The sequence below is a fragment of the Streptomyces sp. NPDC102406 genome, assembly GCF_044765725.1.
GTDB lineage: Bacteria > Actinomycetota > Actinomycetes > Streptomycetales > Streptomycetaceae > Streptomyces.
Genome location: NZ_JBIWKP010000001.1, coordinates 118,616 through 145,244, shown reverse-complemented (window position 1 = coordinate 145,244; position 26,629 = coordinate 118,616). Strand labels below are relative to the sequence as shown.

At 71.9% G+C, this 26,629-nt stretch carries 27 protein-coding genes and 1 riboswitch; of the genes, 14 read left to right on the top strand and 13 right to left on the bottom strand.

The features are described 5' to 3' along the window. Nucleotides 1-15 precede the first annotated feature (15 nt). Nucleotides 16-2,292: a heavy metal translocating P-type ATPase gene (locus ACIRF8_RS00750; RefSeq protein WP_404209472.1), complete on the bottom strand. Its 2,277-nt coding sequence runs from the start codon at nucleotides 2,290-2,292 to the stop codon at nucleotides 16-18. A 166-nt stretch (nucleotides 2,293-2,458) separates the two neighbouring features. On the opposite strand from ACIRF8_RS00750, the gene ACIRF8_RS00745 reads away from it, so the two are divergent. Continuing rightward, on the top strand, nucleotides 2,459-3,340 hold the full coding sequence (locus ACIRF8_RS00745; protein WP_404209470.1) for a hypothetical protein: 882 nt from the start codon (nucleotides 2,459-2,461) through the stop codon (nucleotides 3,338-3,340). 66 nt (nucleotides 3,341-3,406) lie between these two features. Then, nucleotides 3,407-4,105, top strand: coding sequence for a copper homeostasis protein CutC (locus ACIRF8_RS00740; RefSeq protein WP_404209468.1), 699 nt, complete (start codon nucleotides 3,407-3,409; stop codon nucleotides 4,103-4,105). Between the two features lie 23 nt (nucleotides 4,106-4,128). On the opposite strand, the gene ACIRF8_RS00735 is transcribed toward ACIRF8_RS00740, so the two are convergent. Next, complete coding sequence (locus tag ACIRF8_RS00735) at nucleotides 4,129-6,093, bottom strand: HelD family protein (RefSeq protein ID WP_404212194.1); 1,965 nt, start codon at nucleotides 6,091-6,093, stop codon at nucleotides 4,129-4,131. 403 nt (nucleotides 6,094-6,496) lie between these two features. On the opposite strand from ACIRF8_RS00735, the gene ACIRF8_RS00730 reads away from it, so the two are divergent. Further along, nucleotides 6,497-7,153: a hypothetical protein gene (locus tag ACIRF8_RS00730; protein ID WP_404209466.1), complete on the top strand. Its 657-nt coding sequence runs from the start codon at nucleotides 6,497-6,499 to the stop codon at nucleotides 7,151-7,153. Between the two features lie 18 nt (nucleotides 7,154-7,171). Here the strand turns inward: ACIRF8_RS00730 and ACIRF8_RS00725 are convergent, their stop codons facing one another. Continuing rightward, a complete protein-coding gene (locus ACIRF8_RS00725) occupies nucleotides 7,172-7,438 on the bottom strand; it encodes a DUF4031 domain-containing protein (RefSeq protein WP_404209464.1) in 267 nt (88 codons plus the stop codon). 7 nt (nucleotides 7,439-7,445) lie between these two features. Further along, on the bottom strand, nucleotides 7,446-7,826 hold the full coding sequence (locus ACIRF8_RS00720; protein WP_404209462.1) for a hypothetical protein: 381 nt from the start codon (nucleotides 7,824-7,826) through the stop codon (nucleotides 7,446-7,448). Nucleotides 7,827-7,880: 54 nt separating this feature from the next. On the opposite strand from ACIRF8_RS00720, the gene ACIRF8_RS00715 reads away from it, so the two are divergent. The 3 genes from ACIRF8_RS00715 to ACIRF8_RS00705 all read left to right on the top strand — a co-directional run bounded on the left by ACIRF8_RS00715 (nucleotide 7,881) and on the right by ACIRF8_RS00705 (nucleotide 11,512). Continuing rightward, complete coding sequence (locus ACIRF8_RS00715) at nucleotides 7,881-8,810, top strand: MurR/RpiR family transcriptional regulator (protein ID WP_404209460.1); 930 nt, start codon at nucleotides 7,881-7,883, stop codon at nucleotides 8,808-8,810. A gap of 174 nt (nucleotides 8,811-8,984) precedes the next feature. After that, nucleotides 8,985-9,953: an N-acetylmuramic acid 6-phosphate etherase gene (murQ, locus tag ACIRF8_RS00710; RefSeq protein ID WP_404209458.1), complete on the top strand. Its 969-nt coding sequence runs from the start codon at nucleotides 8,985-8,987 to the stop codon at nucleotides 9,951-9,953. A 44-nt stretch (nucleotides 9,954-9,997) separates the two neighbouring features. Beyond that, on the top strand, nucleotides 9,998-11,512 hold the full coding sequence (locus ACIRF8_RS00705; protein WP_404209456.1) for a PTS transporter subunit EIIC: 1,515 nt from the start codon (nucleotides 9,998-10,000) through the stop codon (nucleotides 11,510-11,512). An 89-nt stretch (nucleotides 11,513-11,601) separates the two neighbouring features. On the opposite strand, the gene ACIRF8_RS00700 is transcribed toward ACIRF8_RS00705, so the two are convergent. Together ACIRF8_RS00700 and ACIRF8_RS00695 are read right to left on the bottom strand one after the other, a co-directional pair. Then, nucleotides 11,602-11,805, bottom strand: a complete 204-nt coding sequence (locus tag ACIRF8_RS00700; RefSeq protein WP_404209454.1) for a hypothetical protein — start codon at nucleotides 11,803-11,805, stop codon at nucleotides 11,602-11,604. After that, nucleotides 11,802-12,020: a hypothetical protein gene (locus ACIRF8_RS00695; RefSeq protein ID WP_404209453.1), complete on the bottom strand. Its 219-nt coding sequence runs from the start codon at nucleotides 12,018-12,020 to the stop codon at nucleotides 11,802-11,804. Before ACIRF8_RS00695 ends, ACIRF8_RS00700 begins: the two co-directional genes overlap by 4 nt. Nucleotides 12,021-12,136: 116 nt before the next feature. On the opposite strand from ACIRF8_RS00695, the gene ACIRF8_RS00690 reads away from it, so the two are divergent. The 4 genes from ACIRF8_RS00690 to ACIRF8_RS00675 all read left to right on the top strand — a co-directional run bounded on the left by ACIRF8_RS00690 (nucleotide 12,137) and on the right by ACIRF8_RS00675 (nucleotide 14,672). Beyond that, nucleotides 12,137-12,982, top strand: coding sequence for a helix-turn-helix domain-containing protein (locus ACIRF8_RS00690; protein WP_404209451.1), 846 nt, complete (start codon nucleotides 12,137-12,139; stop codon nucleotides 12,980-12,982). Further along, nucleotides 12,957-13,241, top strand: a complete 285-nt coding sequence (locus tag ACIRF8_RS00685; RefSeq protein WP_404209449.1) for a DUF397 domain-containing protein — start codon at nucleotides 12,957-12,959, stop codon at nucleotides 13,239-13,241. The genes ACIRF8_RS00690 and ACIRF8_RS00685 overlap by 26 nt, the downstream gene beginning before the upstream one ends. Nucleotides 13,242-13,508: 267 nt before the next feature. Then, entirely contained in the window at nucleotides 13,509-14,336 is an 828-nt protein-coding gene (locus ACIRF8_RS00680; protein ID WP_404209447.1) for a hypothetical protein, read from the top strand. Between the two features lie 57 nt (nucleotides 14,337-14,393). Further along, nucleotides 14,394-14,672, top strand: a complete 279-nt coding sequence (locus ACIRF8_RS00675; RefSeq protein WP_404209445.1) for a hypothetical protein — start codon at nucleotides 14,394-14,396, stop codon at nucleotides 14,670-14,672. A gap of 106 nt (nucleotides 14,673-14,778) precedes the next feature. Here the strand turns inward: ACIRF8_RS00675 and groL are convergent, their stop codons facing one another. The 4 genes from groL to thrC all read right to left on the bottom strand — a co-directional run bounded on the left by groL (nucleotide 14,779) and on the right by thrC (nucleotide 18,974). Continuing rightward, on the bottom strand, nucleotides 14,779-16,404 hold the full coding sequence (gene groL / locus ACIRF8_RS00670; RefSeq protein WP_404209443.1) for a chaperonin GroEL: 1,626 nt from the start codon (nucleotides 16,402-16,404) through the stop codon (nucleotides 14,779-14,781). 298 nt (nucleotides 16,405-16,702) lie between these two features. After that, entirely contained in the window at nucleotides 16,703-16,912 is a 210-nt protein-coding gene (locus tag ACIRF8_RS00665; protein ID WP_109445992.1) for a cold-shock protein, read from the bottom strand. 431 nt (nucleotides 16,913-17,343) lie between these two features. Beyond that, nucleotides 17,344-17,619 carry a ubiquitin-like small modifier protein 1 gene (locus ACIRF8_RS00660; protein WP_404209441.1) on the bottom strand — a complete coding sequence of 92 codons (276 nt, stop codon included), beginning with the start codon at nucleotides 17,617-17,619 and terminating at the stop codon, nucleotides 17,344-17,346. A 44-nt stretch (nucleotides 17,620-17,663) separates the two neighbouring features. Continuing rightward, entirely contained in the window at nucleotides 17,664-18,974 is a 1,311-nt protein-coding gene (gene thrC / locus ACIRF8_RS00655; protein ID WP_404209439.1) for a threonine synthase, read from the bottom strand. An 18-nt stretch (nucleotides 18,975-18,992) separates the two neighbouring features. Then, nucleotides 18,993-19,147, bottom strand: a riboswitch (SAM riboswitch). Nucleotides 19,148-19,281: 134 nt separating this feature from the next. Here thrC and ACIRF8_RS00650 point away from each other — a divergent pair. Next, entirely contained in the window at nucleotides 19,282-20,229 is a 948-nt protein-coding gene (locus tag ACIRF8_RS00650) for a glucosyl-3-phosphoglycerate synthase (protein ID WP_404209437.1), read from the top strand. Nucleotides 20,230-20,305: 76 nt separating this feature from the next. Next, nucleotides 20,306-21,691 (top strand): trehalose-6-phosphate synthase, encoded by a 1,386-nt coding sequence (locus ACIRF8_RS00645; RefSeq protein ID WP_404209435.1) that lies wholly within the window; start codon nucleotides 20,306-20,308, stop codon nucleotides 21,689-21,691. Between the two features lie 106 nt (nucleotides 21,692-21,797). On the opposite strand, the gene otsB is transcribed toward ACIRF8_RS00645, so the two are convergent. From otsB to ACIRF8_RS00630, 3 genes are read right to left on the bottom strand one after another with little or no spacing between them, the layout of a single operon-like run. Further along, a complete protein-coding gene (gene otsB, locus ACIRF8_RS00640; RefSeq protein WP_404209433.1) occupies nucleotides 21,798-22,643 on the bottom strand; it encodes a trehalose-phosphatase in 846 nt (281 codons plus the stop codon). A gap of 44 nt (nucleotides 22,644-22,687) precedes the next feature. Beyond that, nucleotides 22,688-22,924 (bottom strand): DUF3263 domain-containing protein, encoded by a 237-nt coding sequence (locus ACIRF8_RS00635; protein ID WP_404209431.1) that lies wholly within the window; start codon nucleotides 22,922-22,924, stop codon nucleotides 22,688-22,690. Between the two features lie 10 nt (nucleotides 22,925-22,934). Next, a complete protein-coding gene (locus ACIRF8_RS00630; protein ID WP_404212192.1) occupies nucleotides 22,935-24,149 on the bottom strand; it encodes an ABC transporter substrate-binding protein in 1,215 nt (404 codons plus the stop codon). Between the two features lie 233 nt (nucleotides 24,150-24,382). Between ACIRF8_RS00630 and ACIRF8_RS00625 the strand changes: the two genes are divergently transcribed. After that, nucleotides 24,383-25,372: an ROK family protein gene (locus ACIRF8_RS00625; protein WP_404209430.1), complete on the top strand. Its 990-nt coding sequence runs from the start codon at nucleotides 24,383-24,385 to the stop codon at nucleotides 25,370-25,372. Further along, nucleotides 25,372-26,556, top strand: coding sequence for an N-acetylglucosamine-6-phosphate deacetylase (nagA, locus tag ACIRF8_RS00620; protein ID WP_404209428.1), 1,185 nt, complete (start codon nucleotides 25,372-25,374; stop codon nucleotides 26,554-26,556). Before ACIRF8_RS00625 ends, nagA begins: the two co-directional genes overlap by 1 nt. Nucleotides 26,557-26,629 lie beyond the last annotated feature (73 nt).

Below are 26,629 nucleotides of genomic sequence, written 5' to 3'. Positions count from 1 at the left end.
GCGCCGGTCACCGCGTCACCGGGTCACCGGGCGGAAACTCCGTAGCCGCAGGCTGTTGCCGACCACGAACACCGACGAGAAGGCCATCGCCGCCCCGGCGATCATCGGGTTGAGCAGACCCGCCGCGGCGAGCGGCAGCGCGGCCACGTTGTAGGCGAACGCCCAGAACAGGTTCGAGCGGATCGTGCCGAGTGTCCTGCGGGCCAGCCGGATCGCGTCGACGGCGACGCGCAGGTCACCCCGGACCAGCGTGAGGTCGCTCGCTTCGATGGCCGCGTCCGTGCCGGTCCCCATGGCGAGTCCGAGATCGGCCCGGGCGAGGGCGGCGGCGTCGTTGACCCCGTCCCCGACCATGGCCACGGAACGGCCCTCTGCCTGGAGCCGCTTGACGACGTCGACCTTGTCCTGGGGCAGCACCCCGGCGATGACGTCCTCGGCGCCGATCCCGACCTCGGCGGCGACACTGCGGGCGACCGCCTCGTTGTCCCCGGTGAGCAGCACCGGCCGCAGCCCCAGCGCCCGCAGCCCCCGCACCGCCTCCGCGCTGGTCTCCTTGACCGCGTCGGCGACTTCGAGGACGGCACGGGCCTCGCCGTCCCAGGCCACGGTGATGGCCGTACGCCCCGCCGCCTCGGCGGCGGACTTGGCGCGGGCGAGGTCCGCGGGCAGGCGGATCTCCCACTCGGCGAGGAGTTCTTCCCGCCCGACGAGGACGGCGTGGCCGTCGACGACGCCCTGGACGCCGCGCCCGACGATGTTGGTGAAGTCCTCGGGGACGGGGAGTTCGCCCACGCGGGCGACCGCACCGGCGGTGACGGCCCGGGCGACCGGATGCTCGGAGGAGTGCTCCAGGGCGCCCGCGAGCCGCAGGACCTCGTCCTCGTCCGTGCTCGCGGCGGTGTGCGTCGCGAGGAGGGTCATCCGCCCGGTGGTGACGGTGCCGGTCTTGTCGAGGACGATCGTGTCGACCGCGCGGGTCGCCTCCAGAACCTCGGGCCCCTTGATGAGGATGCCGAGCTGCGCGCCGCGCCCCGTCCCCACCATGAGCGCGGTGGGTGTGGCGAGGCCGAGGGCGCACGGGCAGGCGATGATCAGCACGGCGACGGCGGCGGTGAACGCGGCGGTCAGGTCCGCGCCGCTGCCGAGCCAGAAGCCGAGCGTGGCGACGGCGAGCGCGATGACGACGGGGACGAAGACGGCGGAGATCCGGTCGGCGAGGCGCTGGGCGGCGGCCTTGCCGTTCTGCGCGTCCTCCACGAGCCGGGCCATGCGGGCGAGCTGGGTGTCGGCGCCGACCCGGGTGGCTTCGACGACGAGCCGGCCACCGGCGTTCAGCGTGGCCCCGGTGACGGTGTCGCCGACCGCGACCTCGACCGGGACGGACTCGCCGGTGAGCATGGAGGCGTCGACGGCGGAGGACCCCTCGACGACCGTGCCGTCGGTGGCGATCTTCTCGCCGGGGCGTACGAGGAAGCGGTCGCCGGTCTGCAACTCGCCGACCGGTACGGTCTCTTCGCGTCCGCCGTCCCGCAGGACGGTGACGTCCTTGGCGCCCAGTTCGAGCAGCGCCTTGAGCGCGGCGCCCGCCTTGCGCTTGGAGCGCGCCTCGAAGTAGCGGCCCGCGAGGATGAAGGCCGTCACTCCGGCGGCGGCCTCCAGGTAGATGTTCCCGGCGCCGTCGCCGCGCGCGATGGTCAGCTCGAAGGGGTGTTTCATGCCGGGGGTCCCGGCCGTGCCGAGGAACAGGGCCCACAGCGACCACAGGAACGCCGCCGACGTGCCGACGGAGATCAGCGTGTCCATCGTCGCGGCGCCGTGCCGCGCGTTGGTGACCGCCGCCCGGTGGAAGGGCCAGGCCGCGTACGTCACGACGGGCGCGGCCAGGGTGAGCGAGAGCCACTGCCAGTAGTCGAACTGGAGGGCGGGGACCATCGCCAGGGCGATCACGGGCACGGCGAGCACGACGGCGGTGATCAGCCGCTGACGCAGCGGCCGCAGCTCGTCGTCCTCGGACGCCCGCGCGTCCCGGGCTCCTTGCGGCCCGTGCTCCGCCGCCGGGGGTGCGGGCTCGCGGGCGGTGTATCCGGTGGCCTCGACGGTGGCGATCAGGTCCGCGACCCGGACGCCGTCGTCGAAGGTGACCTTCGCCTTCTCGGTGGCGTAGTTGACGGTCGCCTCGACACCGTCCATGCGGTTGAGCTTCTTCTCGATGCGGGCGGCGCACGACGCGCAGGTCATGCCGCCGATGGCCAGTTCCACCTGTGCGGGTGGGGCGACGGTCCGCGTCGACATGCTGCCTCCTGGGGACGGGGTGGAACGGATACCCGGGCCGGGTACCCGATGTGGCTTCACTCTATACCCCCGGGGGGTATCAGGAGCAAGGCCCGTCTTCTCTTGACTTTATACCCCCCGGGGGTATCGTGATGGCCCTATGGACGTACCGGACAGGGAGCCCACCATGCACACCGGACTGAGGATCACCGCATTCGCCGCCGCCGTCGCCGCCACCTTCGGCACCGCGTACGGGGTGGGCAGCGGGCTCGGCCCCGACCCCGCCGAGAAGCGCCCGGCGGCGCACCAGGAGGAGCACGGGGCACATGAGATGGACGAGACGCACGAGGTGGAGCCCGTGAGCGGCGCCGTGCCCGGCGGGCTCCAGGTCTCCGAGCGCGGCTACACGCTCGACCTGGAGCGCGACCGGCTGCCCGGCAGGACGGGTGAGCTGCGCTTCACCATCCGCGAGGACGCCACCGGCAAGCCCGTGACCGCGTACAAGAAGGAGCACGACAAGGAGCTGCACCTGATCGTCGCCTCCCGGGACCTGACCGCGTACCGGCATCTGCATCCGGTCCGCGCCGCCGACGGCACCTGGTCCACGCCCGTGTCGCTGCCGAAGGCGGGCGACTACCGGGTCTTCGCGGACTTCACGCCGCGCGGCGAGAAGGAGGGGCTGACGCTCGGCGCGGGGCTCGGGGTCGCCGGGCGGTACGCGCCCGCGCCGCTGCCCGCGCACTCGGCGACGGCGCGGGTGGCGGGCGGTTACGAGGTCCGGGCCGAGGGCCGGCTGCGTCCGGGTACGGCGGGCGAGCTGACCCTGCACGTCAGCAGGAACGGGCGGCCGGTCACCGATCTGGAGCCCTACCTCGGCGCGTACGGGCACTTGGTCGCGCTGCGCTCCGGTGACCTCGCGTACCTTCACGTGCACCCGCACGAGGGCGCCGCGGGGCCCCGGGTCTCCTTCACGGCGACCGCGCCGAGCGCGGGGACGTACCGGCTGTTCCTGGACTTCAAGCACGGCGGCGAGGTCAGGACGGCTGCGTTCACCGTGCACGCGGCGTAGGCTGAGCGGGACATTGGACTAGACCTGTCTCCGGTGCCCCGGGCAGGCCGTCGCGACAGGAGCCTCATGAGCAAGCGTGCAGTCCTGGAGGTGATCGCCCTCGACGTGCGGGACGCGGTCGCCGCCCAGGCCGGGGGTGCGGACCGGCTCGAACTGGTCACCGACATGGCCGCGGACGGGCTGACGCCGTCGCCGGAGACGTTCGCGGCGATCCGCGCCGCCGTGGACATCCGGCTGCGCGTGATGCTGCGGCTCACGGACGGTTTCTCCGCGGGCGGCCCCGAAGGGCTCGATGCGCTGGTGGCAGCGGCACGGGCGCTTCGCGCCGAGGGCGCGGACGAGTTCGTGCTCGGCTTCCTGGACGAGCAAGGCGGCGCCGACCTCGCGGCCGTCGAGCGGATCGTCGCGGAGCTGGACGGGTGCCGCTGGACGTTCCACCGGGCCATCGACCGGGCCGCCGACCGGGACGCCCTGCGCAAGCACCTCGCCGACCTGCCCGGGCTCGACACGTATCTGACGGCCGGGTCCGCGGCCGGGGTCGACGCCGGGCTCGGCGTGCTGGTCGCGGAGGCGGCGCGCGCCGGTGAGCCCGGCTACGAGCAGCAGGTCCTGGTCGGCGGCGGCCTCCGCCTCGACCATGTGCCCGGGCTGCGCGCCGCGGGGGTCTCGGGGTTCCACATCGGCGGCGCGTCACGGCCCGACGGGTGGGACGGGCCGGTCTCCGCGGACGCGGTGCGGGTGTGGCGCGAGGCGCTGGACGGCTGACGCGCGGCCCGCACCCCGCACTTCTACGTGAGTTGCGCCGGGAGTGGGGCCGTGTGCGTCACCACCAGGCCGGACACCGCCCGGGTCAGCGCCACGTACAGGCGGCGCAGACCGGTCCGCTCGTCGGGCTCGCCGTCGACCACGGCGGCCGGCTCGTCCAGGACCACGTAGTCGTACTCCAGGCCCTTGGCCAGCGACGCGGGCACCAGGGTCAGCCGGGACTCGGCCGTCGTCTCCTCGCCCGGGGCGAGGAACGCCAGCCCGGCCGCGTCGAGGGCGGCCCCGAGCACCGCGCAGCGCGCGTCCGCCGCGATGAGGCCGACCGAGCCCTCGTTCCCGAGGGCCCGCTCGCACGCGGCGACGATCTCCGCGGGGTCCGCCACCGTACGCACCTCGAAGGCGCCCGGGTTCTCCCGCACGGACTCCACGGGCGCGAGCCCGGGCGCGATGGACGGCAGCAGCCGCGAGGCGTACGCGATGACGTCCGACGGCACACGGAAACCGGCCGTCAGCTCCTCCACCACCGCGTCCGGTTTACCCAGGTGGGCCAGTGCCTCCTCCCAACTCCGGGTCGCCCAGGGCGTGGTGCCCTGCGCGAGGTCGCCGAGGACGGTCACGGAGCCGGTCGTCGCCCGTCGCCCCACCGCCCGGTACTGCATGGGCGACAGGTCCTGCGCCTCGTCGAGGACGACGTGCCCGAGCGAGTGCGTCCGCGCCACGAGATCGCTCGCCTCGTCGATCAGCACCGCGTCCGCGGCGGACCACCTGGCGCTCTTGACGCTGCGCGCGGGCTTCGCCCACAGCACCGCCTTCTGTTCCTCGGCGTCGAGCAGCCCGTCCGCGTGCTCGGCGAGGAACTCCGCGTCCGAGAGGAGCCGCAGCACGAGCTTGGCCGGGTCGACCGCCGGCCACACCGTCTTGACCAGGGCCTTCACGGCGGCGTTGCGTGCGACCGCGTCCTGCACCCGGTCGTCAGGCGCCTCCCCCGCCCGCTCCATCTGGACGAGCACGGCGTGCGCGACGCGCTGCGGCAGGGCGTCGCGCGCCGCCCCGTACCGCATGTCGCGCTCCATCAACTCGCGGACGATGTCCACCAGTTCGTACGAGGGGACGCGCCAGCGGCGGGACCCGCGCACGATCACGACGCCCTCGGTCGGCAGCGTGATGTGCGAGCGCAGCGCCCGCCGCACCACCTCGGCCATCCGGGCGTCCCCCTTGACCAGGGCCGCCTCGGCACTGTCGGCGCCCCGTACCTCCACCCGCGCGACGAGGTCGTCGACCGTCGCCTGCCTGACCTCCAGCTCGCCGAGCGCGGGCAGCACCTGCTCGATGTAGTGCAGGAAGGACGCGTTCGGCCCGATGACCAGGGTGCCGGTGCGGGCGAGCCGGTCGCGGTGCGCGTACAGCAGGTACGCGACGCGGTGCAGGCCCACAGCGGTCTTTCCGGTGCCGGGCCCGCCCTGGACGCACACCGACCCGGCGAGCCCGCTGCGCACGATCTCGTCCTGCTCGGGCTGGATGGTGGCGACGATGTCGCGCATGGGGCCGACGCGCGGCCGTTCGATCTCCTGCTGGAGCAGTTTGCTGGTCCGCTCGGCCTCGGCCGGGTCGGAGAGGTGTTCGTCCTCGTACGCGGTCAACTCGCCACCGGTGTAGCCGAACCGGCGGCGCAGCGCGACGTCCATCGGGTCCTTCTTGGAGGCCCGGTAGAACGGCTGGGAGACCGGCGCACGCCAGTCGATGACCATGGGGTCGCCGTCGGCGTCGTGCACGTGGCGGCGCCCGATGTAGAACTGCTCGCCGTCGGCGCCCTCGGCCAGGTCGACGCCGGGCGCGTGCAGGTAGTCGAGGCGGCCGAAGAACAGCGGGGTGTGGCTCAGGTCGGCGAGCGCCTTGATCCGCTCGTCGATCTGGCGTTGCAGGACCTCGGCGTTGACCCAGTTGGCGGTGACATCGCGGATGTCCAGGGCCTCGGCGTCCTCGCGCATGGCGCGCAGCGCGGCCCGGGACGCGTGCAGGTGCGCGCGCTCCCGGTCGAGCGGCGAGGAGGAGGCCGCGGGCGTGGACGCGGCCTCGGAGGTGGGCGACGGTGACGGTGACGGGCTCACGGGGTGGTGCCTCCGGCTCCAGGCACACGTACGTGTGCGGGCGCCGGTAGAGGCGGGGCGGCTACCGGTGTCCGCGCGGGTACGCGTACGCGACGGTGGTCCGGCCGGTTTCCGACCGGTCGGCGGCGCTCCTGCTTCGGCGGTCGCGGCGAAGGGAGGCGGGCGGGACGCGCGAGTGTACGGGACGACCAGGTGACCGTGCCAACGGTTTGCCCGCGCGGGGACCCCTCGTCCGAGGAGGTCGAGTTCCGCCCCAGGGGAGGACAGGCCCTAGGCTCGGGGCATGACGCACGAGTACGAGGATCCGCGGGACCTGCGCGAGCACTGGGCCGCCGCCTTGCGCGCGACGACCGCCGCGCGGGACGTCGACCCGTACCCGTACGCCGACAACCTCCTGGCCCGTTGGGCCGAGCCGCAGCGCAAGTACCACACGACCGCCCACCTCGTGGCGGTCCTCGGGCGGGTCGACGTCCTGGCGGACCACGCGGCCGATCCGGCGCTCGTGCGGCTGGCGGCCTGGTTCCACGACGCGGTGTACCGGCCGGAGCGCTCGGAGAACGAGGAACGCTCCGCCGTCCTGGCCGAACGGGCGCTGACCGAGGCGGGCCTGTCGGCGGATCAGGTGGCGGAGGTCGCGCGCCTGGTGCGTCTCACGGTCGGCCACGACCCGGCCGACGGCGACACCAACGGTGAGGCCCTGTGCGACGCCGACCTGGCGATCCTGGCCGCGCCCCCGGAGGCGTACGCCGCGTACACCAAGGCGGTCCGCGAGGAGTACGCCTTCGTCCCGGACGAGGCGTTCCGCGAGGGCCGGTCGGCGGTCCTGCGCCACCTCCTGTCCCTGCCCCGCCTGTTCCGCACCCCGCACGGCGCGGCGCACTGGGAGACGTCGGCCCGGGACAACCTCACGACGGAACTCGACCTGCTGGCACCGCGATAGCGACAGCGGCAGCGCAGGTCACGCGGGGCGGCCCTTGGGGCGTCTCAGCCCCGCCTCCGTGATCCTGCGGACCAGTTCCTTCGAGCCGACCGCGACGGCCCCGGCCCGCAGCGCGTCCTCGTAGCGGTGCGACGGGATGTCGTAGTGGTCGCGCTCGAACGCGCGCCGGGGCGCCCCCAGCCGTTCGGCGAACGTGTGCAGTTCGTCGAACGAGACGTCACTGACCAGGTGGGACCACATACGGCCGTGACCGGGCCAGGTCGGCGGGTCTATGTAGACGGTCACCCGGTCCTCACCCCGCGACCGTGCCGAGCGAGCCCACCGGCGCCACCACGACGCCCGCCTCCGAGCAGACCCAGTGCGGGTCGGGGCCCAGCTCCGGTTCGACGTCCAGGGCGTGCGGGCCCTCGGTGTCCGAGCCGGGCCCGCAGACCGGGCACAGCGGCCAGCGGCCGTACCGCTCCAGGAGTCCGTCCTTGACGTCCTGGGCGACGAGCCCGGCGACGTACTCGACGCCCTCCGGCCACTGCTCGACCCACCAGCGGCGTTCGGCGATCGACTCCTCGACGAGCGAGACGACGTCCGGGTCGGCGACGTCCACCGCCTTCAGGTCGGCGAGGACGAGCGCGCGGGCCGCGTGCAGGGCCTGTTCCAGGGGGCTGATGGTGTCCATGCAGTCAATTGTGCGCCTCTTGACCCCCCACTCTTTTGAAAATATCTTTCAGCCGTGAGCAATGACGTGAAGGAAAGTTTCTCAAACGACGCGCCGCCCGCCCCCGCGGCCCTCGCGGCCAAGGTGCGCACCCTCGCGCCCTCGATGACCCGCTCGATGCAGCGGGTCGCCGAGGCCGTCGCCGCCGACCCCGCGGGTTGCGCGGCCCTCACGGTCACCGGCCTCGCCGAGCTCACCGGCACGAGCGAGGCGACGGTGGTCCGCACCGCCCGCATCCTCGGCTACCCCGGCTACCGGGATCTGCGCCTCGCCCTCGCCGGGCTCGCCGCCCAGCAGCAGTCGGGCCGCGCCCCTTCCGTCACCGCCGACATCGCCGTCGACGACCCGATCGCCGACGTGGTCGCCAAGCTCGCCTACGACGAGCAGCAGACCCTCGCCGACACCGCGGCCGGACTGGACACCGTGCAGCTCGGCGCCGCCGTCAGCGCGCTCGCGAGCGCCCGCCGCGTCGACGTGTACGGCGTCGGCGCCTCCGGGCTCGTCGCCCAGGACCTCGCGCAGAAGCTGCTGCGCATCGGCCAGGTCGCCCACGCGCACAGCGACCCGCACCTGGCGATCACCAACGCGGTGACCCTGCGCTCCGGTGACGTCGCCGTCTCCATCACGCACTCCGGCGCCACCGGCGACGTCATCGAACCGCTGCGCTTCGCCTTCGAGCACGGCGCGACGACCATAGCGATCACCGGCCGCCCCGACGGGCCCGTCTCGCAGTACGCCGACCACATCCTCACCACGTCCATCGCCCGCGAGAGCGAGCTGCGGCCCGCCGCGATGTCCTCCCGCACGAGCCAGCTCCTCGTCGTGGACTGCCTGTTCGTCGGCGTGGCCCAGCGCTCCTACGAGACCGCGGCCCCCGCCCTCTCCGCCTCCTACGAGGCCCTGGCCCACCGCCACCGGGCCGCTCCGCGGGGGAGCCGGTCGTGAGCGCGGGGTTCCCCGCGGCCCCAGGGGGAGACGGCGCACGCGGTGCGCGTCTCAGGGACGCGGGGAACTGCGCGAGAAGCCCCCACCGGCCCGCACCCGCCGACAGACCCGCACCCCGCACACGCCACGCGTAACAGCCACCACCACCCGCCGCACCAGAAAGAGCCGCCGAACATGACCACCACCGACGCCGCCGCCGCCGCCGAGGGCAACTACGACGAGCTGCGCGCCCAGCTCGCCACCCTCACCACCGAGGCCTTCCGGCCGGAACTCGCCGAGATCGACCAGCGCTCCACCCTGGAGATCGCCGAGATCATGAACGGGGAGGACGCCTCCGTCCCCACCGCCGTCGCGGCCCAGCTCCCCCGGATCGCCGCCGCCATCGACGCCACGGCGCAGCGCATGGCCCGCGGCGGTCGCCTGATCTACGCGGGCGCGGGGACGGCCGGCCGGCTCGGGGTCCTGGACGCGTCGGAGTGCCCGCCCACCTTCAACACCGACCCGGGCGAGGTCCTCGGCCTGATCGCGGGCGGCCCGTCCGCGATGGTCACGGCGGTCGAGGGCGCGGAGGACTCCAAGGAGCTGGCGGCCGAGGACCTGGACGCGCTGAACCTGACGGCGGACGACGTGGTCGTCGGCATCTCCGCCTCGGGCCGCACCCCGTACGCGATCGGCGCGGTCGAGCACGCGCGGGCCCGCCACGGCGCGCTCACCATCGGCCTGTCCTGCAACGCGGACAGCGCGCTGGCCGCCGCCGCGGACCATGGCATCGAGGTCGTCGTCGGCCCGGAGCTGCTCACCGGTTCCACCCGCCTGAAGGCGGGCACCGCGCAGAAGCTCGTCCTGAACATGCTGTCGACGATCACCATGATCCGGCTCGGCAAGACGTACGGAAACCTGATGGTCGACGTACGCGCGTCGAACGAGAAGCTGCGGGCCCGCTCCCGCCGCATCGTCTCCCTGGCCACGGGCGCCGACGACGCCGTCATCGAGGCCGCGCTCGCCGCGACGGACGGGGAGGTGAAGAACGCGATCCTCGTCGTCCTGGGCGAGGTCGACGGGCCCACGGCGGCCCGGCTCCTCGCCGAGTCGGACGGCCACCTGCGCGCCGCGCTCGCCGCGGCGGTGACCACCACCCCCTGACTCCCCGCCCCTTCGCACCACCCGCACAGCAAGGCACCACGCACATGACCGAGAACAAGAACCGCGCCATCGCCGCCGCGATCCTCCCCCTCGTCGGCGGCGCCGCGAACGTCACTTCCGTCGTCCACTGCATGACCCGGCTCCGGCTGGGTCTCGCGGACCGTTCGCTCGTCCAGGACGAGGCGCTGAAGGCGCTTCCCGACGTCATGGGCGTGGTCGAGGACGAGACCTACCAGATCGTCCTCGGCCCGGGGAAGGTCGCCCGCGTCACCCCCGAGTTCGAGGCGCTGGTCGCGGAGGCCGATGTCACGCCCTCTGCCCCGGCCCCGGAGCCCTCCCCCGCCCACGGCACGACGGCCGCCGAACTGGCCGACCGCGGAGCCGAGTTGAAGGCGGCGCGGAAGGCGAGGAACGCGACCCCGGTCAAGCTGTTCCTGCGCCGGATCGCCAACATCTTCGTCCCGCTGATCCCGGCGCTGATCGGCTGCGGCATCATCGCGGGCATCAACGGGCTGCTCGTCAACCTGGAGTGGCTGCCCGCCGTCACCCCCGCCCTCGCCGCGATCGCCTCCGGTTTCATGGCGCTCATCGCGGTCTTCGTCGGCTACAACACGGCGAAGGAGTTCGGCGGCACCCCGATCCTGGGCGGCGCGGTCGCGGCGATCATCGTCTACGCGGGCGTCGCCGACATCACGGCGTTCGGCCAGAAGCTGAGCCCCGGCCAGGGCGGTGTCCTCGGCGCGCTCGGCGCGGCGGTCCTCGCGGTGTACGTCGAGAAGTGGTGCCGCAGGTGGGTCCCGGAGGCGGTCGACGTCCTCGTCACCCCGACCCTCACGGTCCTCGTCTCGGGCCTGGTCACGATCTTCGGCCTGATGTACGTCGCGGGCGAGATCTCGACGGGCATCGGCACGGCGGCCGACTGGCTGCTCGACAACACGGGCGCGTTCGCGGGCTTGGTCCTGGGCGGCCTGTTCCTCCCCCTGGTCATGCTGGGCCTCCACCAGGCGCTCATCCCCATCCACACCACCCTCATCGAGCAGCAGGGCTACACGGTCCTCCTCCCCATCCTGGCGATGGCGGGCGCGGGCCAGGTCGGCTGCGCGATCGCCGTCTACAAGCGCCTCAAGCACAACAAGTCGATCCGTACGACGATCAAGTCGGCGCTCCCTGCGGGCTTCCTGGGCGTCGGCGAACCCCTCATCTACGGCGTCTCGCTCCCGCTGGGCCGCCCGTTCGTCACGGCGTGCGTGGGCGGCGCGGCGGGCGGCGCGTTCGTCGGCCTCTTCTCGATGCTCGGCACGAAGGTCGGCTCGACGGCGATCGGCCCGTCCGGCTGGGCCCTGTTCCCCCTCCTCAAGGGCAACCACGGCCTGGGCACGACCTGCCTGATCTACGGCGGCGGCCTCCTCATCGGCTACGCCGTCGGCTTCCTGGCCACGTACTTCTTCGGCTTCAGCAAGCAGATGCTCTCCGAGCTGAACCATGACGTCGACGCGGGCGAATCCCCGACGGCCCGCGCGGAGGCCACCCCGGCGACCCCGGAACCGGCGCGGGCCTGACCAACCCGACCTGCGGCTTCGCCGGTGCCCGGGGCACGGGAACCGCAGGGACGTCTACCGCGACCCGTGACGTCCCGCGCCCCACCCGCTCAGGGCAGCCGCTCCTCCTGATCGACCGCCCGCACACGCGCCCGCAGCTCCTCCGCCACCGGCGCGGGCGCCACCGCCTCCGGGGGGCAGTCCCACTCGCACCCGCCCCCCGGAGGCCGCAACTGCACATACCCGCCCTCCCGCCCCATGACCTGCCCGACGCGCCCGCTCCGCGCGTCGATGACATAGGGACCGAGACTCATCGCGCATGCCTCTCGTGCAGCACGGCCACCATCCGCATCGCCGTGTCCAGGTTCACGCACCCCAGATCGACCAGCGGGTACCGCGCCTCCCCCGCCGCCGACACGGGATCGACCCGCAGGGACGGCAGCAGCACGCCCAGTACCGCGAGTTCGGCCCGTAGTTGGGCGATGACCTCCTCCACCACCCGCAACCGCTCCGCGTCCCGCACGACCATGGCTCCACTCCTTCACGCCGAGTTCCGCTTGCGGCACACAGCGTGACCGGTCCGGCTCTACGCTGACCAGGGGCTCAAGCCCAACAAACTCTTTGTTGCCCTGGGAGTCGACGCACATGACCGGAGCGAAGGAACCCGATCCCTCATCCCGCCGCCTGATGGTCGGCGAGGAACTGCGCCACGCGAGAGAGCGGGCGGACCTGACCCAACAGGCGCTGGGTGAGCGGCTGTTCGTGAGCGGGTCGTACGTCGGCCAGATGGAGGCGGGCACGCGGCGGATCCTGCCGGACATGGCGCAACGGCTGGACGAAGCGCTGGGAACGGCGGGCTTCTTCACCCGGCACGCGGCGAAGGCCAACCAGTCGAAGCATCCCGAGCACTTCGCGGAGGCCGCGGAGGCGGAGGTTCTGGCCATCGAGATCCGGCAGTACGAGTCGCTGCTGATCCCCGGTCTGCTCCAGACGCCGGCCTACGCCCGGGCGGTTTTTCTCGCGTATCAGCCCACGGCGCCGCAGGAGACCATCGACAATTTGGTGGCGGCGCGGATGGAGCGCACCAGACTGCTCACCGATCCAACAAAGCCGTTGTTGTGGACGGTCTTGGACGAGGCCGCCCTGCGCCGGAAGATCGGCGGGCCTTCGGTGATGGCAGAAGCCCTGAGCCACATCACCGATCTGGCCCGCAGACGTCGGGTGATCGTCCAGGTCGTGCCGTTCTCAGCGGGTGCACACGCCGCCCTGGACGGCCCGTTCAAGCTCATGTACTTCCTGGACGCACCACCGCTGTCCTTCGTTGAGGCCCCGAGCACGGGACAGTTGACGGACGATGCGGCCACGGTTGCCCGCCATGAGCTGTCCTACGATCTGCTCAGGGCCGACGCACTCTCCCCGAGGCAATCCCTGGTCTTGATCGAATCAGTGGCGGAGGATTACGCGCATGAAGATCACGCACCCGGAGTTTGACCTCACCTCGGCAACCTGGCACAAGTCCTCTTACAGCGGCGGCCAGGGCGGCGACTGCCTTGAGGTGGCCCGGAACTTCCCTGGCGCCGCGTGGCACAAGTCCAGCCACAGCGGCGGCAGCGGCGGCGAATGCCTGGAAGTCACCTACACCCACCCCGGACTGATCCCGGTCCGCGACTCCAAGGACCCCGACGGCCCGAAGCTCGTGCTCCGGGCGGAGACCTGGTCCGCGTTCATCGCCGACCTGCGGCAACGCTGACCCGAAGCTCAAGCCCCGAGCCCCGAGCCCTGCTTTCAAGGATTGGGTGGTGGGTCTCAACCCACCCACCCTCCCCGCGCGTTGGGCAGCGCGGCCACTTTCCGGGACCGGCTTGCCACGCAGGGTGACGACGCTCTAACGTGCCCGATAACCGAACGACCCCCGCCGGTGCGCCAACACCGGAACGGGGGTCTGTCCAACAAGATCTTCCAAGGAGATCTCGTGGCTGACGCCCACTTTAGTGCTTCCCCCCATGCGCCGCACCCGATGGCCAGCCCGGGCTACGGCAAGCGATCCGCCCCGGACGAACTCCGTCGGAACGGGCACGACTTCGCGCATCTCCCCGAACGGGAGGCGCACATCGCCGCGTTCATCGACCGTCTGCCCGACGGCTCCGACATGTCGGTGAAGCTGCTCTCCCGCTGCCTCCCGTACGGGCAGGCGGCGATGCGTACGGCCCTCAACAACCTGCAACGCGCGGGGCACTTGCGGCGCGGCCGGGAGCACGTCCACGGATCGGGGAGCGCGCGCTGGGTGACCCGGACGTGGTTCTCCCGGACGGCGCGGGACGACGCGTGGTGGACGGCGTACGCGATGGGCGACGTACCGGAGGCGACGCCCGAGCAGGCCGAGCCGACCCAACGCCCGACCCGGACGAGGGCGTTGCTGCTGCTCGCGGCGCTCGGCCGCACCGCGCCCTCGCTCGCGCTGTCCGCCGCCGAGTGCGCGCGGCTCGCGCCGGAGACGGAGCGGTGGTTCACGCGGGGCGCCACCGAGGACGAGCTGACGCAGGCGTTGACGGCCGGGCTGCCCGTGCCGGTCCACAGTCCGGCCGCGTTGATCCGCCGCCGTCTCGTCGACAAGCTGCCGCCACCCGCCCCGCTGGCGACGCGCCCGATCCTGCGCCTGATCGAGTGCACGAAGTGCACGATGCCCGGCCATCCCGAGACGGTGGTGGGCGGCTTCTGCGACGTGTGCCGAGGCGTACGGTCCACGCGCAGGGCGCCCGCCCCCGTACCCCCGGAGATCGTCCGCTCCCGGGTGGCGGAGATGCGCCGGGCGGTGGCGCAGAGCCGGGAGAAGGTACGGAGGTGAGCGCGGCGCCCGCCCGCTCCGCATGCGGCCCGCCGCGCCCTCCCGCATCCTGGGCCCATGGCTGAGAGCACCCTTTCGAAGATCTCCTGGACCGAGTTCCGCCCCGACCGGCGGCGGCTGGTGACCGGCGCCGCGCTGGCCGGTGCGGGCATGCTCGTCGCCGCGGCGGGCGCCGCCGTCCTGACCTACGAGCTGGTCCGCGCGGGCCGCACCTGGACCGGCGGCTGGCAGGTGCCGCCCGCCGAGCTGGCCTCGCGCGCCTTCCACCAGGCGCAGAGCGCGGCGCAGGCCGGCCGCGACGCCTGGACCAGCTACCAGGAATCACCCGTTCGCTAGAGCCCCGCCCAGCGGCAGCAGAAAAACGCCCGAGGGCGGCACCCCCTCGTGAAGAGGAGATACCGCCCTCGGGACGAACAGACCAGCCGAACCGGAGGAATCCGGATCAGAAGTCCATGTCACCGCCCGGCATGCCGCCGCCGGCCGGGGCAGCGCCCGCCTTCTCCGGCTTGTCGGCGATGACGGCCTCGGTGGTGAGGAACAGCGCGGCGATCGACGCGGCGTTCTGGAGCGCGGAGCGCGTCACCTTCGCCGGGTCGATGATGCCCTCGGCGATCATGTCGACGTACTCACCGGTCGCGGCGTTCAGGCCGTGACCGACGGGCAGGTTGCGCACCTTCTCGACGACGACGCCACCCTCGAGACCACCGTTGACGGAGATCTGCTTGAGCGGGGCCTCCAGGGCGAGCTTCACGGCGTTGGCGCCGGTCGCCTCGTCACCTTCGAGCTCCAGCTTCTCGAAGACCGCGGAGGCCTGGAGCAGGGCCACGCCACCACCGGCGACGATGCCCTCCTCGACGGCCGCCTTCGCGTTGCGAACGGCGTCCTCGATGCGGTGCTTGCGCTCCTTGAGCTCGACCTCGGTGGCCGCGCCCGCCTTGATGACGGCGACGCCACCGGCGAGCTTGGCGAGGCGCTCCTGGAGCTTCTCGCGGTCGTAGTCCGAGTCGCTGTTCTCGATCTCGGCACGGATCTGGTTGACGCGGCCCTGGACCTGGTCGCTCTCACCGGAGCCGTCGACGATGGTCGTCTCGTCCTTGGTGATGACGACCTTGCGGGCGCGGCCGAGCAGGTCGAGACCGGCGTTCTCCAGCTTGAGGCCGACCTCCTCGGAGATGACGGTGCCACCGGTGAGGATGGCGATGTCGCCGAGCATGGCCTTGCGGCGGTCACCGAAGCCCGGGGCCTTGACGGCGACGGACTTGAAGGTGCCACGGATCTTGTTGACGACCAGGGTCGACAGGGCCTCGCCCTCGACGTCCTCGGCGATGATCAGCAGCGGCTTGCCGGACTGCATGACCTTCTCGAGCAGCGGAAGGAGGTCCTTCACGTTGCCGATCTTGGAGTTGACGATGAGGATGTACGGGTCGTCGAGCGACGCCTCCATACGCTCCATGTCGGTGGCGAAGTACGCCGAGATGTAGCCCTTGTCGAAGCGCATACCCTCGGTGAGCTCCAGCTCCAGACCGAAGGTCTGGGACTCCTCGACGGTGATGACGCCTTCCTTGCCGACCTTGTCCATCGCCTCGGCGATGAGCTCGCCGATCTGCGTGTCGGCGGCGGAGATGGAGGCCGTGGAAGCGATCTGCTCCTTGGTCTCCACGTCCTTGGCCTGCTCCAGGAGGGCGGCGGAGACGGCCTCGACGGCCTTCTCGATGCCCCGCTTGAGAGCCATCGGGTTGGCACCGGCGGCCACGTTGCGCAGACCCTCGCGCACCAGGGCCTGGGCCAGGACGGTCGCGGTCGTCGTGCCGTCACCGGCGACGTCGTCCGTCTTCTTCGCGACCTCCTTGACCAGCTCGGCGCCGATCTTCTCGTACGGGTCCTCGAGCTCGATCTCCTTGGCGATGGAAACACCATCGTTGGTGATCGTGGGGGCGCCCCACTTCTTCTCGAGGACGACGTTGCGACCCTTGGGGCCCAGGGTCACCTTGACGGCGTCGGCGAGCTGGTTCATGCCGCGCTCGAGGCCGCGCCGTGCCTCCTCGTCGAACGCGATGATCTTGGCCATGTGAAGTGGTCCTCCCGGACGGGGTGGAAACGCAAACGGACCGTGCTGGTGCCCGCGACGGACGGACCTTGAGCCTTGTGGTTCCTTGCCCCACCCGGCTCCCGGACCTCACCGACCCGATCCAAGTTCTGTCACTCTCACCTGGAGAGTGCTAAGCCAATGATTAGCACTCGACCCATGCGAGTGCAAGCGGCTACCACAGATTCGCGGGGGGCGCGCGCAGCACGAAGGGCCCGCGCCCCCGGTGGGGACACGGACCCTGCGTCTCGTACGAAGCCTCAGTCAGTCGCGACGCGCTTCAGCCGGCGGCGGCCAGGCGGACCATGTCGGCCTGCGGCCCCTTCTGGCCCTGCGAGATCTCGAATTCCACTCGCTGACCCTCTTCGAGGGTGCGGTAGCCGTCCATCTGAATCGCGCTGTAGTGGACGAATACATCCGCACCACCGTCGACCGCGATGAAGCCGTACCCCTTCTCCGCGTTGAACCACTTGACGGTGCCCTGAGCCATGCCTAACTCCCCTATTACTGGCCCTTGCACAGACCCGCACTTCGCGGATCCGGGTCAGACCTCACCCCCCCACAAGCGTTGGGGTGTGCGCCGGAACGCGTCGACCGCGGCTGAATGTATCTGCCCAACTGCCGTCTGCAACAGGTCAATCGGACGAGAATTCTGGGCAGCCGCGATCGGGGGAACCGGGCCAACTCACCGGAACCCGGGGCAAGTCGGGCCGGGTAAATGCCATAAAAGGCCCGAAAGGGCGGGGCACTTTGGCTGCTTCTTGTCGCGTCTCGCGCGAGAACTCATATGCGCCCGTCATGCGCCACGGGCGGAAGCGAATCAGCTTTCCCAACTGTACCGCGCTCAACCATGCAGAATTGCCCCCTCCGCTTCTCCGGCGGAGGGGGCAACAAGGAGGACGCGGGGCGGAACGGAAAAGATCAGCCGCCCGCGACGGCGGGAATGATCGAGACCCCGGCGCCGTCCGGCGTCGCCGTCTCCAGGCCCTGCTCGAAGCGGACGTCGTCGTCGTTGACGTAGACGTTGACGAAGCGGCGCAGCTTGCCCTGGTCGTCCAGGACGCGGGCGGCGATCCCGGTGTGGTTCTTCTCCAGGTCGGCGATGACGTCGCCGAGCGTGGCGCCCTCGGCGCTCACCTCGGCCTGCCCGCCGGTGTAGGTACGCAGAATGGTGGGGATCCGGACCTTGACGCTCATGCTGGGTGACTCCTGAGGCTGGGCTGCGTGCGAGTGAGGATGGCTCAGTGGTCCAGGCCGGCGGCCCGGAACGCGTCGAGGGACGGCCGGATCGTCGCCGTGGCCTGCGAGGACTCGGCGACGGCGTCCAGCGTCTTGAGACCGTCACCCGTGTTGAGCACGACGGTCGTGAGCGTCGGGTCGATGAGGCCCGCCTCGATGAGCTTCTTGGTGACGCCGACCGTCACTCCACCGGCCGTCTCCGCGAAGACACCCTCCGTCTGCGCGAGCAGCTTGATCGCCTCGACCACCTGCTCGTCGTCCACGTCCTCCACCGCGCCACCCGTTCGGCGGGCGATATCCAGGACGTACGGCCCGTCGGCCGGGTTGCCGATGGCGAGCGACTTGGCGATGGTGTCCGGCTTCTGCGGGCGCACCACGTCGTGGCCGCCCTTGTAGGCGACGGAGACCGGCGAGCAGCCCTCGGCCTGGGCGCCGAACAGCTTGTAGGGCCTGTCCTCGACGAGGCCGAGCTTGATCAGCTCCTGGAGCCCCTTGTCGATCTTGGTGAACTGGGAGCCGGACGCGATGGGGATGACGAGCTGGTCGGGCAGCCGCCAGCCGAGCTGCTCGCAGATCTCGTAGGCCAGCGTCTTGGAGCCCTCGCCGTAGTACGGGCGCAGGTTCACGTTGACGAAGCCCCAGCCCTCGCCCAGCGGGTCGCCGATCAGCTCGGAGCAGAAGCGGTTCACGTCGTCGTAGTTGCCCTCGATGGCGACGAGGTCACCGCCGTAGACACCGGCCATGACGACCTTGCCCTGCTCCAGGTCGTGCGGGATGAACACGCAGGAGCGGAAGCCCGCGCGGGCGGCGGCGGCGCCCACGGCGCCGGCCAGGTTGCCCGTCGAGGAGCAGGACAGGGTGGTGAAGCCGAAGGCGCGCGCGGCCTCGATGGCCTGGGCGACGACGCGGTCCTTGAAGGAGTGCGTGGGGTTGCCCGAGTCGTCCTTGACGAACAGCTTGCCCGGCTCGACGCCGAGCTCCCGGGCGAGGTTGTCGGCCTTGACCAGCTTGGTCCAGCCGGGGTTCAGGTTCGGCTTCTCGGCGACGTCGGCCGGGACGGGCAGGAGCGGGGCGTAGCGCCAGATGTTGGCCGGGCCCGCCTCGATCCGCGCGCGGAGCGCCTCAGGGTCGCCGACGGGCAGGTCGTAGGCGACTTCCAGGGGGCCGAAACACTCGACGCAGGCGAAGATCGGCCCGAGCTCGAAGGTGGTGCCGCACTCGCGGCAGGAGAGGCCGGACGCGGGGCCCAGGTCGACGGTCTTCGCGGTGGTGCCCGTGGTGGCGACGGCGGTGGCGACGGTCTGTACAGCCATGAGAGGCGAGGCCCTTTCTCCTCATCTTCCTCGCGGCGCATCTCGCCGCGAGACGGATTTGGCACCTTCCCTAGCCGGGAGCCTCGCGGGCGCACTGCGATGCGCGGACGAGACCGGCTGGAGGGTTGCCGGGGCTTCAACGGGCCGTATCCCTCTGCCCCTCTGGATGAGCGGTATTCGATTGTGGGCGGCGGCGACCCCGACATGCGATGGTCACCGACGTTGTTCAAGACTGTAACCGAAGGCCCGGACCCTTGAGATAGTCGTCCGAACCGCGAGATGGATCACATAGGGAAGGACCCTGACCGTGCTGGAAGAGGTCGAGACCTGGCTGAACAGGCGTTCCTGGTCCGTGGCCGACCGCCCGCGGCATCAGCTCGTCGCCGCGAAACGTGCCACAGGACAGCGCGTCAGTGTCGTCCTGCCCGCCCTCGACGAGGAGGCGACGGTCGGTGACATCGTCTCCGTGATCAGGGGCGAGCTGATGACCCCCGCCATGCCGCTCGTCGACGAGGTGGTGGTCCTGGACTCCGGTTCCACGGACCGCACCTCCGAGGTGGCCGCGGCGGCCGGGGCGCGCGTCGTGCACCGCGACAGCGTCCTGCCGCGCATCCCCGCCCTACCCGGCAAGGGCGAGGTGCTGTGGCGGTCGTTGTTCGTCACCTCCGGCGACATCGTGTGCTTCGTGGACGCGGACCTGAAGGAGTTCTCGGCGGACTTCGTCACCGGCATCCTCGGCCCGCTGCTCACCGACCCGGACGTGAGCTTCGTGAAGGCCATGTACGACCGGCCGCTGGGCTCCGCCGCCGGCCAGGGCGGCCGGGTCACCGAGCTGCTGGCCCGCCCGGTCCTGAACATGCACTGGCCGCGCCTGGCCGGGTTCGTGCAGCCGCTGGGCGGGGAGTACGCGGCGCGCAGGTCGCTCCTCGAACGGCTGCCGTTCCCCGTCGGGTACGGCGTCGAGCTCGGGCTGCTCGTGGACGCGCTGCACACCGTGGGCCTGGACGCGCTGGCCCAGGTCGACGTGGGCGTGCGCAAGCACCGGCACCAGGACGGGCAGGCGCTCGGCCGGATGGCGGCGGCGATCTACCGCACGGCGCAGCTCCGGCTGGCCCGCGGCCATCTGGTGCGGCCGGTCCTGACGCAGTTCGAGCGGGGCGACGACGGGTTCGTACCGAGGACGTACACGGTGGACACGGCGGAGCGGCCCCCGATGGCGGAGATCGACGAGTACGCGCGGCGCCGCGTGGCGTAGCCGCGGCGGTACGCCGGACCCCTGACGGAATCCGGCCGTACGTTTGAACCGGGGCGAGCCGGGCTAGCGTGCCCCTATGGCTTCCACGCAAGGTGCTGCTGAGGTTCTCGTCGCGTCCAATCGCGGCCCCGTCTCGTACGTCGTCGAGGACGGTGACGACGGTTCCATCGAGACGAGGCGCGGCGGCGGCGGACTGGTCTCCGCGCTCAGCGTCGTCGAGGACAAACTCTGGGTGTGCGCGGCGCTCTCCGACGGCGACCGCGAGGCGGTACGGCGCGGTGTCGCCGAGCCGGGCGTGCGGATGCTGGACATCGACGCCGCCGTGCACACGGACGCGTACAACGGGATCGCCAACTCGGTGCTGTGGTTCGTGCACCACATGCTGTACCAGACGCCTCTGGAGCCGTCGTTCGGCCCGGAGTTCCGCCGCCAGTGGGCCGCCTACGAGGCGTACAACCGGGCCTTCGCCGAAGCCCTCGCCGAGGAGGCCGCGCCCGGCGCCACCGTCGTCGTGCAGGACTACCACCTGACGCTCGTCCCCGGCATGCTGCGCGAACTGCGCGGCGATCTGCGCATCGGGCACTTCTCGCACACGCCCTGGGCGCCCGTCGACTACTTCCGGATGCTGCCCGACGACATCGCCGAGCAGATCCTCAAGGGCATGCTCGGCGCGGACCGGCTCGGCTTCCTGACCCGCCGCTGGGCGGACGCCTTCACCGACTGCTGTACGCGGATCCTCGGGGGCACGTCGGGGACCCGGATCGGGGTGCACGGGCTCGGTGCGGACGCCGACTTCCTGCGTGAGCGCGCGGGCCGGGAGGACGTCGGGGAGCGGCTGGCCGCACTGCGGGAGCAGGTCGGTGAGGGCCGCAAGGTGATCGTGCGGGTGGACAGGACCGAGCTGTCGAAGAACATCGTGCGGGGCCTGCGCGCCTACGAACTGCTCCTGGAGGACCGGCCCGAGCTGCGCGAGAAGGTCGTGCACGTCGCGTTCGCCTACCCCTCGCGGCAGGACCTCGCCGTGTACCGGGAGTACACCGACGAGGTGTCACGCGTCGCCGAGGCCATCAACGCCCGTTTCGGCACGGAGGGCTGGACGCCGGTCGTGCTGCACGTCAAGGACGATTTCGCGCGCTCGCTGGCGGCGTACCGGCTCGCGGACGTGGCTCTGGTCAACCCGATCCGCGACGGCATGAACCTCGTCGCCAAGGAGGTGCCGGTCGTCTCCGAGGAGGGGTGCGTGCTGGTGCTGTCGCGGGAGGCGGGGGCGTTCGAGGAGCTGGGCGAGGACGCGCTCGTGGTGAACCCGTACGACATCACCGGGACGGCGAAGGCGCTGGGCGCGGCGCTCGACATGCCCGCGGACGAACGCGCCGAACGCACGAAGCGGTTGGCTGCCGCCGGGACCGCGCTGCCCCCCGGGCAGTGGTTCCTGGATCAGCTCGGGGCGCTGCGGGAGTAGTTCTCGGCCGGTCGCCGGGTGCGGGTTCGGTGGGGGCCGGTCGCGCGGTTCCCCGCGCCCCTGAGATGCGCACCGCGTGCGCCATCTCAGGCAGGCGCGCGTAGCGTCAGGCCCCCACGGCCCGGCCCAGGTGGGTCAGGAGGGCCACGACGCCCGCGGGGCCGTCGAGGACCAGGTCCGCTCGCTCGGCCAGTTCGGAGATCACCGTGTCGGCGGCGACCAGCACGCCCGGCATGCCCTCCGAGCGCAGCTTCTCGACCGCCGCGAACGCGGGGAGGTCGCCGAGGTCGTCACCCGCGTAGAGCACCGACTCGGCGCCCGCCTCGCGGACGTACTCGGTGAGCGCCACGCCCTTGTCGACGCCCGGCGGGCGCAGTTCGAGGACCATGCGGCCCGGCTCCACGACGAGGCCGTGCCGCGCGGCGAGCGCGGTCAGCGGCGCGCGCAGCGTCTCGAAGGCGCCCTGCGGGTCGTTGGCGCGGCGGGTGTGGACGGCGACGGCCCGGCCCTTCTCCTCCACGTACGTGTCATGCCACAGGCCCAACTCGCCGAGTACGCCCGGGAGTTCGGAGCGCACGGCGGCGACTCCGGGGTGCGGCGCGGGGGCTCGCACGGTGCCGGTGGCGGCGTCCCAGCGCTCGGCGCCGTAGTGGCCGAGGACGACGAGGTGCTCCAGGCCGGGGACGCCCTCGAACGCGCCGTTGCGCACCGCGACGCCCGCGGGCCGCCCGGTGATGACGGCGACGGAGGCGACGCGGGGCGCCAGCGCGGCGAGCGCCGGTACCGCGTCGGGGTGTGCGCGGGCCTGCTCGGGGTCGGCGACGATGGGGGCCAGCGTCCCGTCGAAGTCGACGGCGATGACGCTCCGCCCGGGGCGCGCGACGATGGCGGCCAGGCCGTCGCGCCCGGCGGTGGTGGTCGGGGTCCAAAGGTCGTCCTGGTGGCTCACCATAGGACCGACCTTATCCGCGCCCGGGGCGGCGCGGGGACCCGGGCTCAGCGCTCGCGGCGCTTGCCGTCCCGCACCCGGCGCAGCCGGTTCACCGTCACCGGTGCCAGCTCCAGGGCCCTGGGATCGTCGAGGAGCGCGTTCAGGAGCTGGTAGTAGCGCACGGGCGCCAGGTCCAGCTCCTCGCGGATCGCCCGCTCCTTGGCGCCCGGCGACTCCCACCCGCGCCCCTCGAACGCGAGCACCGCGCGCTCGCGCTGTCCGAGAGGGGGGCGGGACTCCATGCCGGTCACGTTACTCGGCGGCCTCGGCTGCCGCCGCCTGGTTCTGGATGCGGCCGAGCACGGCGCCCGCGCTGTTGTTCGCGGTGACGGCGGTGCCGACCTGGTCCTTGATCTCGGCGCTGACCGACGCCCAGGACGTCTTGCCGACGGGGTAGATCTCGGCGTTGGGCAGGCTCTCGAGGAACGGCCAGAGCTTCTTGTCCTCCTGGGCGGCCGACATGGCCTCGGAGGCGCTGGTGGTGACGGGCAGCAGGTCGTACTCGCGGGAGAACTCCAGGACGTTCTTCTCGCTGTAGACGTAGTTGAGGAAGTCGCCGACCTGCTCGCGGTGGCCGTTCTGCTTGAAGGCCATCATCCAGTCGGCGACGCCCATCGTGGACCTGGCCTGCCCGTTCGGACCGGGCAGCGGCACGGTGCCGTAGTCGACGCCCTGCTTCGCGGCCATCCCCATCAGCGTGGGGTGGCCGTTGAGCATGCCGACCTCGCCCTTGGCGAACGCGGCGAAGGCGTCGGCCCGGTTCAGCTTGCCGGGCGCGGTGGGGCCGGTCAGTCCCTTGTCTACGAGGTTGGTCTTGAGCCAGTCGAACGTCGCGACGTTCTGCTTGGAGTCGATGGTGTACGAGCCGACGTCGTCGGTGTAGCCGTCCCCGCCGCTCAGCATCCAGATCATGGTCTCGGCCTGGGCCTCCTCACGGCCCAGCGGCAGCGCGTAAGGGGTCTTCACCCCGTCCGCCTTGAGCGCCTTGGCGTCGGCGGCCAGTTCGGCCCAGGTGGTGGGCGGGGTGATGCCCGCGTCCTTGAACAGCTTCTTGTTGTAGAACAGCAGCCTGGTGGAGGAGGCGAACGGCATGCCGTACTGGGTGCTGTCGACCTTGCCCGCGTCGGCGAGCTGGGACAGGAAGTCGGCCTGGGTCGGGACGTTGAGCAGGTCGCCGACGCGGTAGAGCCTGCCGTCCGCCGCGTAGTCCGCGTAGGCGCCGATCTGTGCCAGGTCCGGGGCGTGGCCCTCGTCGACCATGGTCTTGACCTTGGCGTCGACGTCGTTCCACGAGTAGACGTCGACCTGGACGTCGACGCCCGGGTGGTCCTTCTCGTACGCGGCGGTCAGCTTGTCCCAGTACTTCTGCGTGCTGTTGCCCGCGGAGTCGCCGTAGTCGGCGGCGACGAGCTTGAGCGTGACGTCGCCCGAGCCCGAGCCGCCGCAGGCGGTGAGCGCGCCCGCCATGCCCAGTGCGGCCGTCGCCGCTATCAGACCGGTGATGTGCCGCTGCACCGCTGTTCCCACCCTCGTATGTGTGTCACGTGTGATGTCGCGGGTTCTCCGGGGGTCCCCCGGGCCCGCACCGAACCTTAAGGTCTACACCACCCTGATCTCACACCGGCAACAGGGCGGTACCGGCGCAAGATCCATGCGAATGGACTAGACCTCTCAAGGGTCTTCGCGCGACACTGTGCCCCGTGGAACATGTCATCGCCCTGGACGTGGGCGGCACCGGGATGAAGGCCGCCCTGGTCGGGGCGGACGGCACGCTGCTGCATCAGGCGCGCCGAGCGACCCTGCGCGAACGCGGCCCCGAGGCGGTCGTCGAGACCATCCTCGGCTTCGCCGCCGAGCTGCGCGCCTACGGCGAGGAGCACTTCGGGGGACCCGCGGTGGCGGCCGGGGTCGCCGTGCCCGGCGTCCTCGACGAGGCGAACGGCATCGCCCTGTTCGCCGCCAACCTGGGCTGGCGGGACGTGCCGATGCGGGCCCTGCTCAGCGAGCGGCTCGGCGGTATCCCGGTCGCCCTCGGCCACGACGTGCGCACCGGCGGCCTGGGCGAGGGAAGGCTCGGCGCGGGCAAGGACACCGACCGGTTCCTGTTCCTGCCGCTGGGCACCGGCATCGCGGGCGCCATCGGCATCGAGGGGCGCATCGAGCCCGGCGCGCACGGTTCGGCGGGCGAGATCGGCCATGTGGTCGTGCGCCCCGGCGGGCTGCCGTGCGGCTGCGGCCGGCGCGGCTGCCTGGAGCGGTACGCGTCCGCCTCCGCCGTGACCCTGGCCTGGCAGGCCGCGAGCGGCGACGAGAAGGCCACCGCGGCGGACTGCGCACGCGCCGTCGACGCCGGGGACCCGGCCGCCGCGCGGGTCTGGCAGGACGCCGTGGACGCGCTGGCCGACGGGCTCGTCCTGGCGATCACTCTGCTGGACCCCCGCACCCTGATCATCGGTGGCGGTCTCGCCGAGGCCGGGGAAACCTTGTTCACACCCCTGCGGGCGGCGGTCGCCGAGCGCGTGACGTTCCAGACGGCCCCCACGATCGTCCCGGCCGTCCTCGGGGACACCGCCGGCTGCCTGGGCGCGGGCCTGCTCGCCTGGGACCTGCTCGCCGACAGCCGCGACACCCGCAGCACCGACAGCACCGACAGCACCGACAACCCGCCCAACACGGAGGTAACCGCCTGATGGCCACAGCAAAGGTGCTCGCCGGTGCCCGGGTGGTACTGCCCACCGGCATCGTCACCGACGGGCGCGTCGTCGTCGACGGCACGAAGATCGCCGATGGGGATACCTCCCTGCTCCGGCGAAGCCGAGAGCCTGGGGGAGTTCCCGAGGGGGTCCCCGCCGTCGACCTGACCGGCCACTGGGTGGTGCCCGGCTTCGTCGACATGCACAACCACGGCGGCGGCGGCGCCTCCTTCACCTCCGGCACGGTCGAGGAGATCCTCAAGGGCGTCCACACGCACCGGCTGCACGGCACGACGACGCTCGTCCCCTCGTTCGTGACCGGCGAGACGGACTTCCTCACCCAGCGCGCGGGCCTGCTGTCCGAACTGGCCGAGCAGGGCGAGATCGCGGGCATCCACTTCGAGGGCCCGTTCATCTCGCCGTGCCGCAAGGGCGCCCATGACGAGACGCTGCTGCGCGACCCCGACCCGGCCGAGGTGCGCAAACTCGTCGACGCGGCCCGCGGCAAGGCCCGTATGGTCACGCTCGCCACCGAACTGCCCGGCGGCATCGACTCCGTGCGCCTCCTCGCCGAACAGGGCGTGATCGCGGCGATCGGACACACCGACGCCACCTACGAGCAGACGGTGGAGGCCATCGACGCGGGCGCCACCGTCGCCACCCACCTCTTCAACGCGATGCCGCCCCTCGGCCACCGCGCGCCAGGACCGATCGCGGCGCTCCTGGAGGACGAGCGGATCACCGTCGAGCTGATCAACGACGGTACGCATCTGCACCCGGCCGCCCTGCAACTGGCCTTCCACCACAAGGGCGGGGAGAGGGTCGCGTTCATCACCGACGCGATGGACGCGGCCGGTTTCGGGGACGGGCGCTACATGCTCGGCCCGATGGAGGTCGAGGTGAAGGACAGCGTGGCGCGGCTCGTGGAGGGCGGCTCCATCGCGGGCTCGACGCTGACCCTGGACCGGGCGTTCAAGCGGGCCGCGACCGTCGACCGGCTGCCGGTGGAGGACATCGTCCGGGCGGTCTCCGCCAACCCGGCGCGGCTCCTCGGCATCGACGACACGGTGGGCTCCCTGGAACCCGGCAAGGACGCCGACCTCGTGGTCCTGGACGCGGAGTTCGAGCTCAAGGGCGTCATGCGCAAGGGTGAATGGCTGGTCGCACCCCAACAGGCGTGACCAGCGGGGCGGTTGGCCCGGAGCCCGGGGACGGGGCTGGGCCGACCGCCTTGACTTTGGCATGATCAACCCC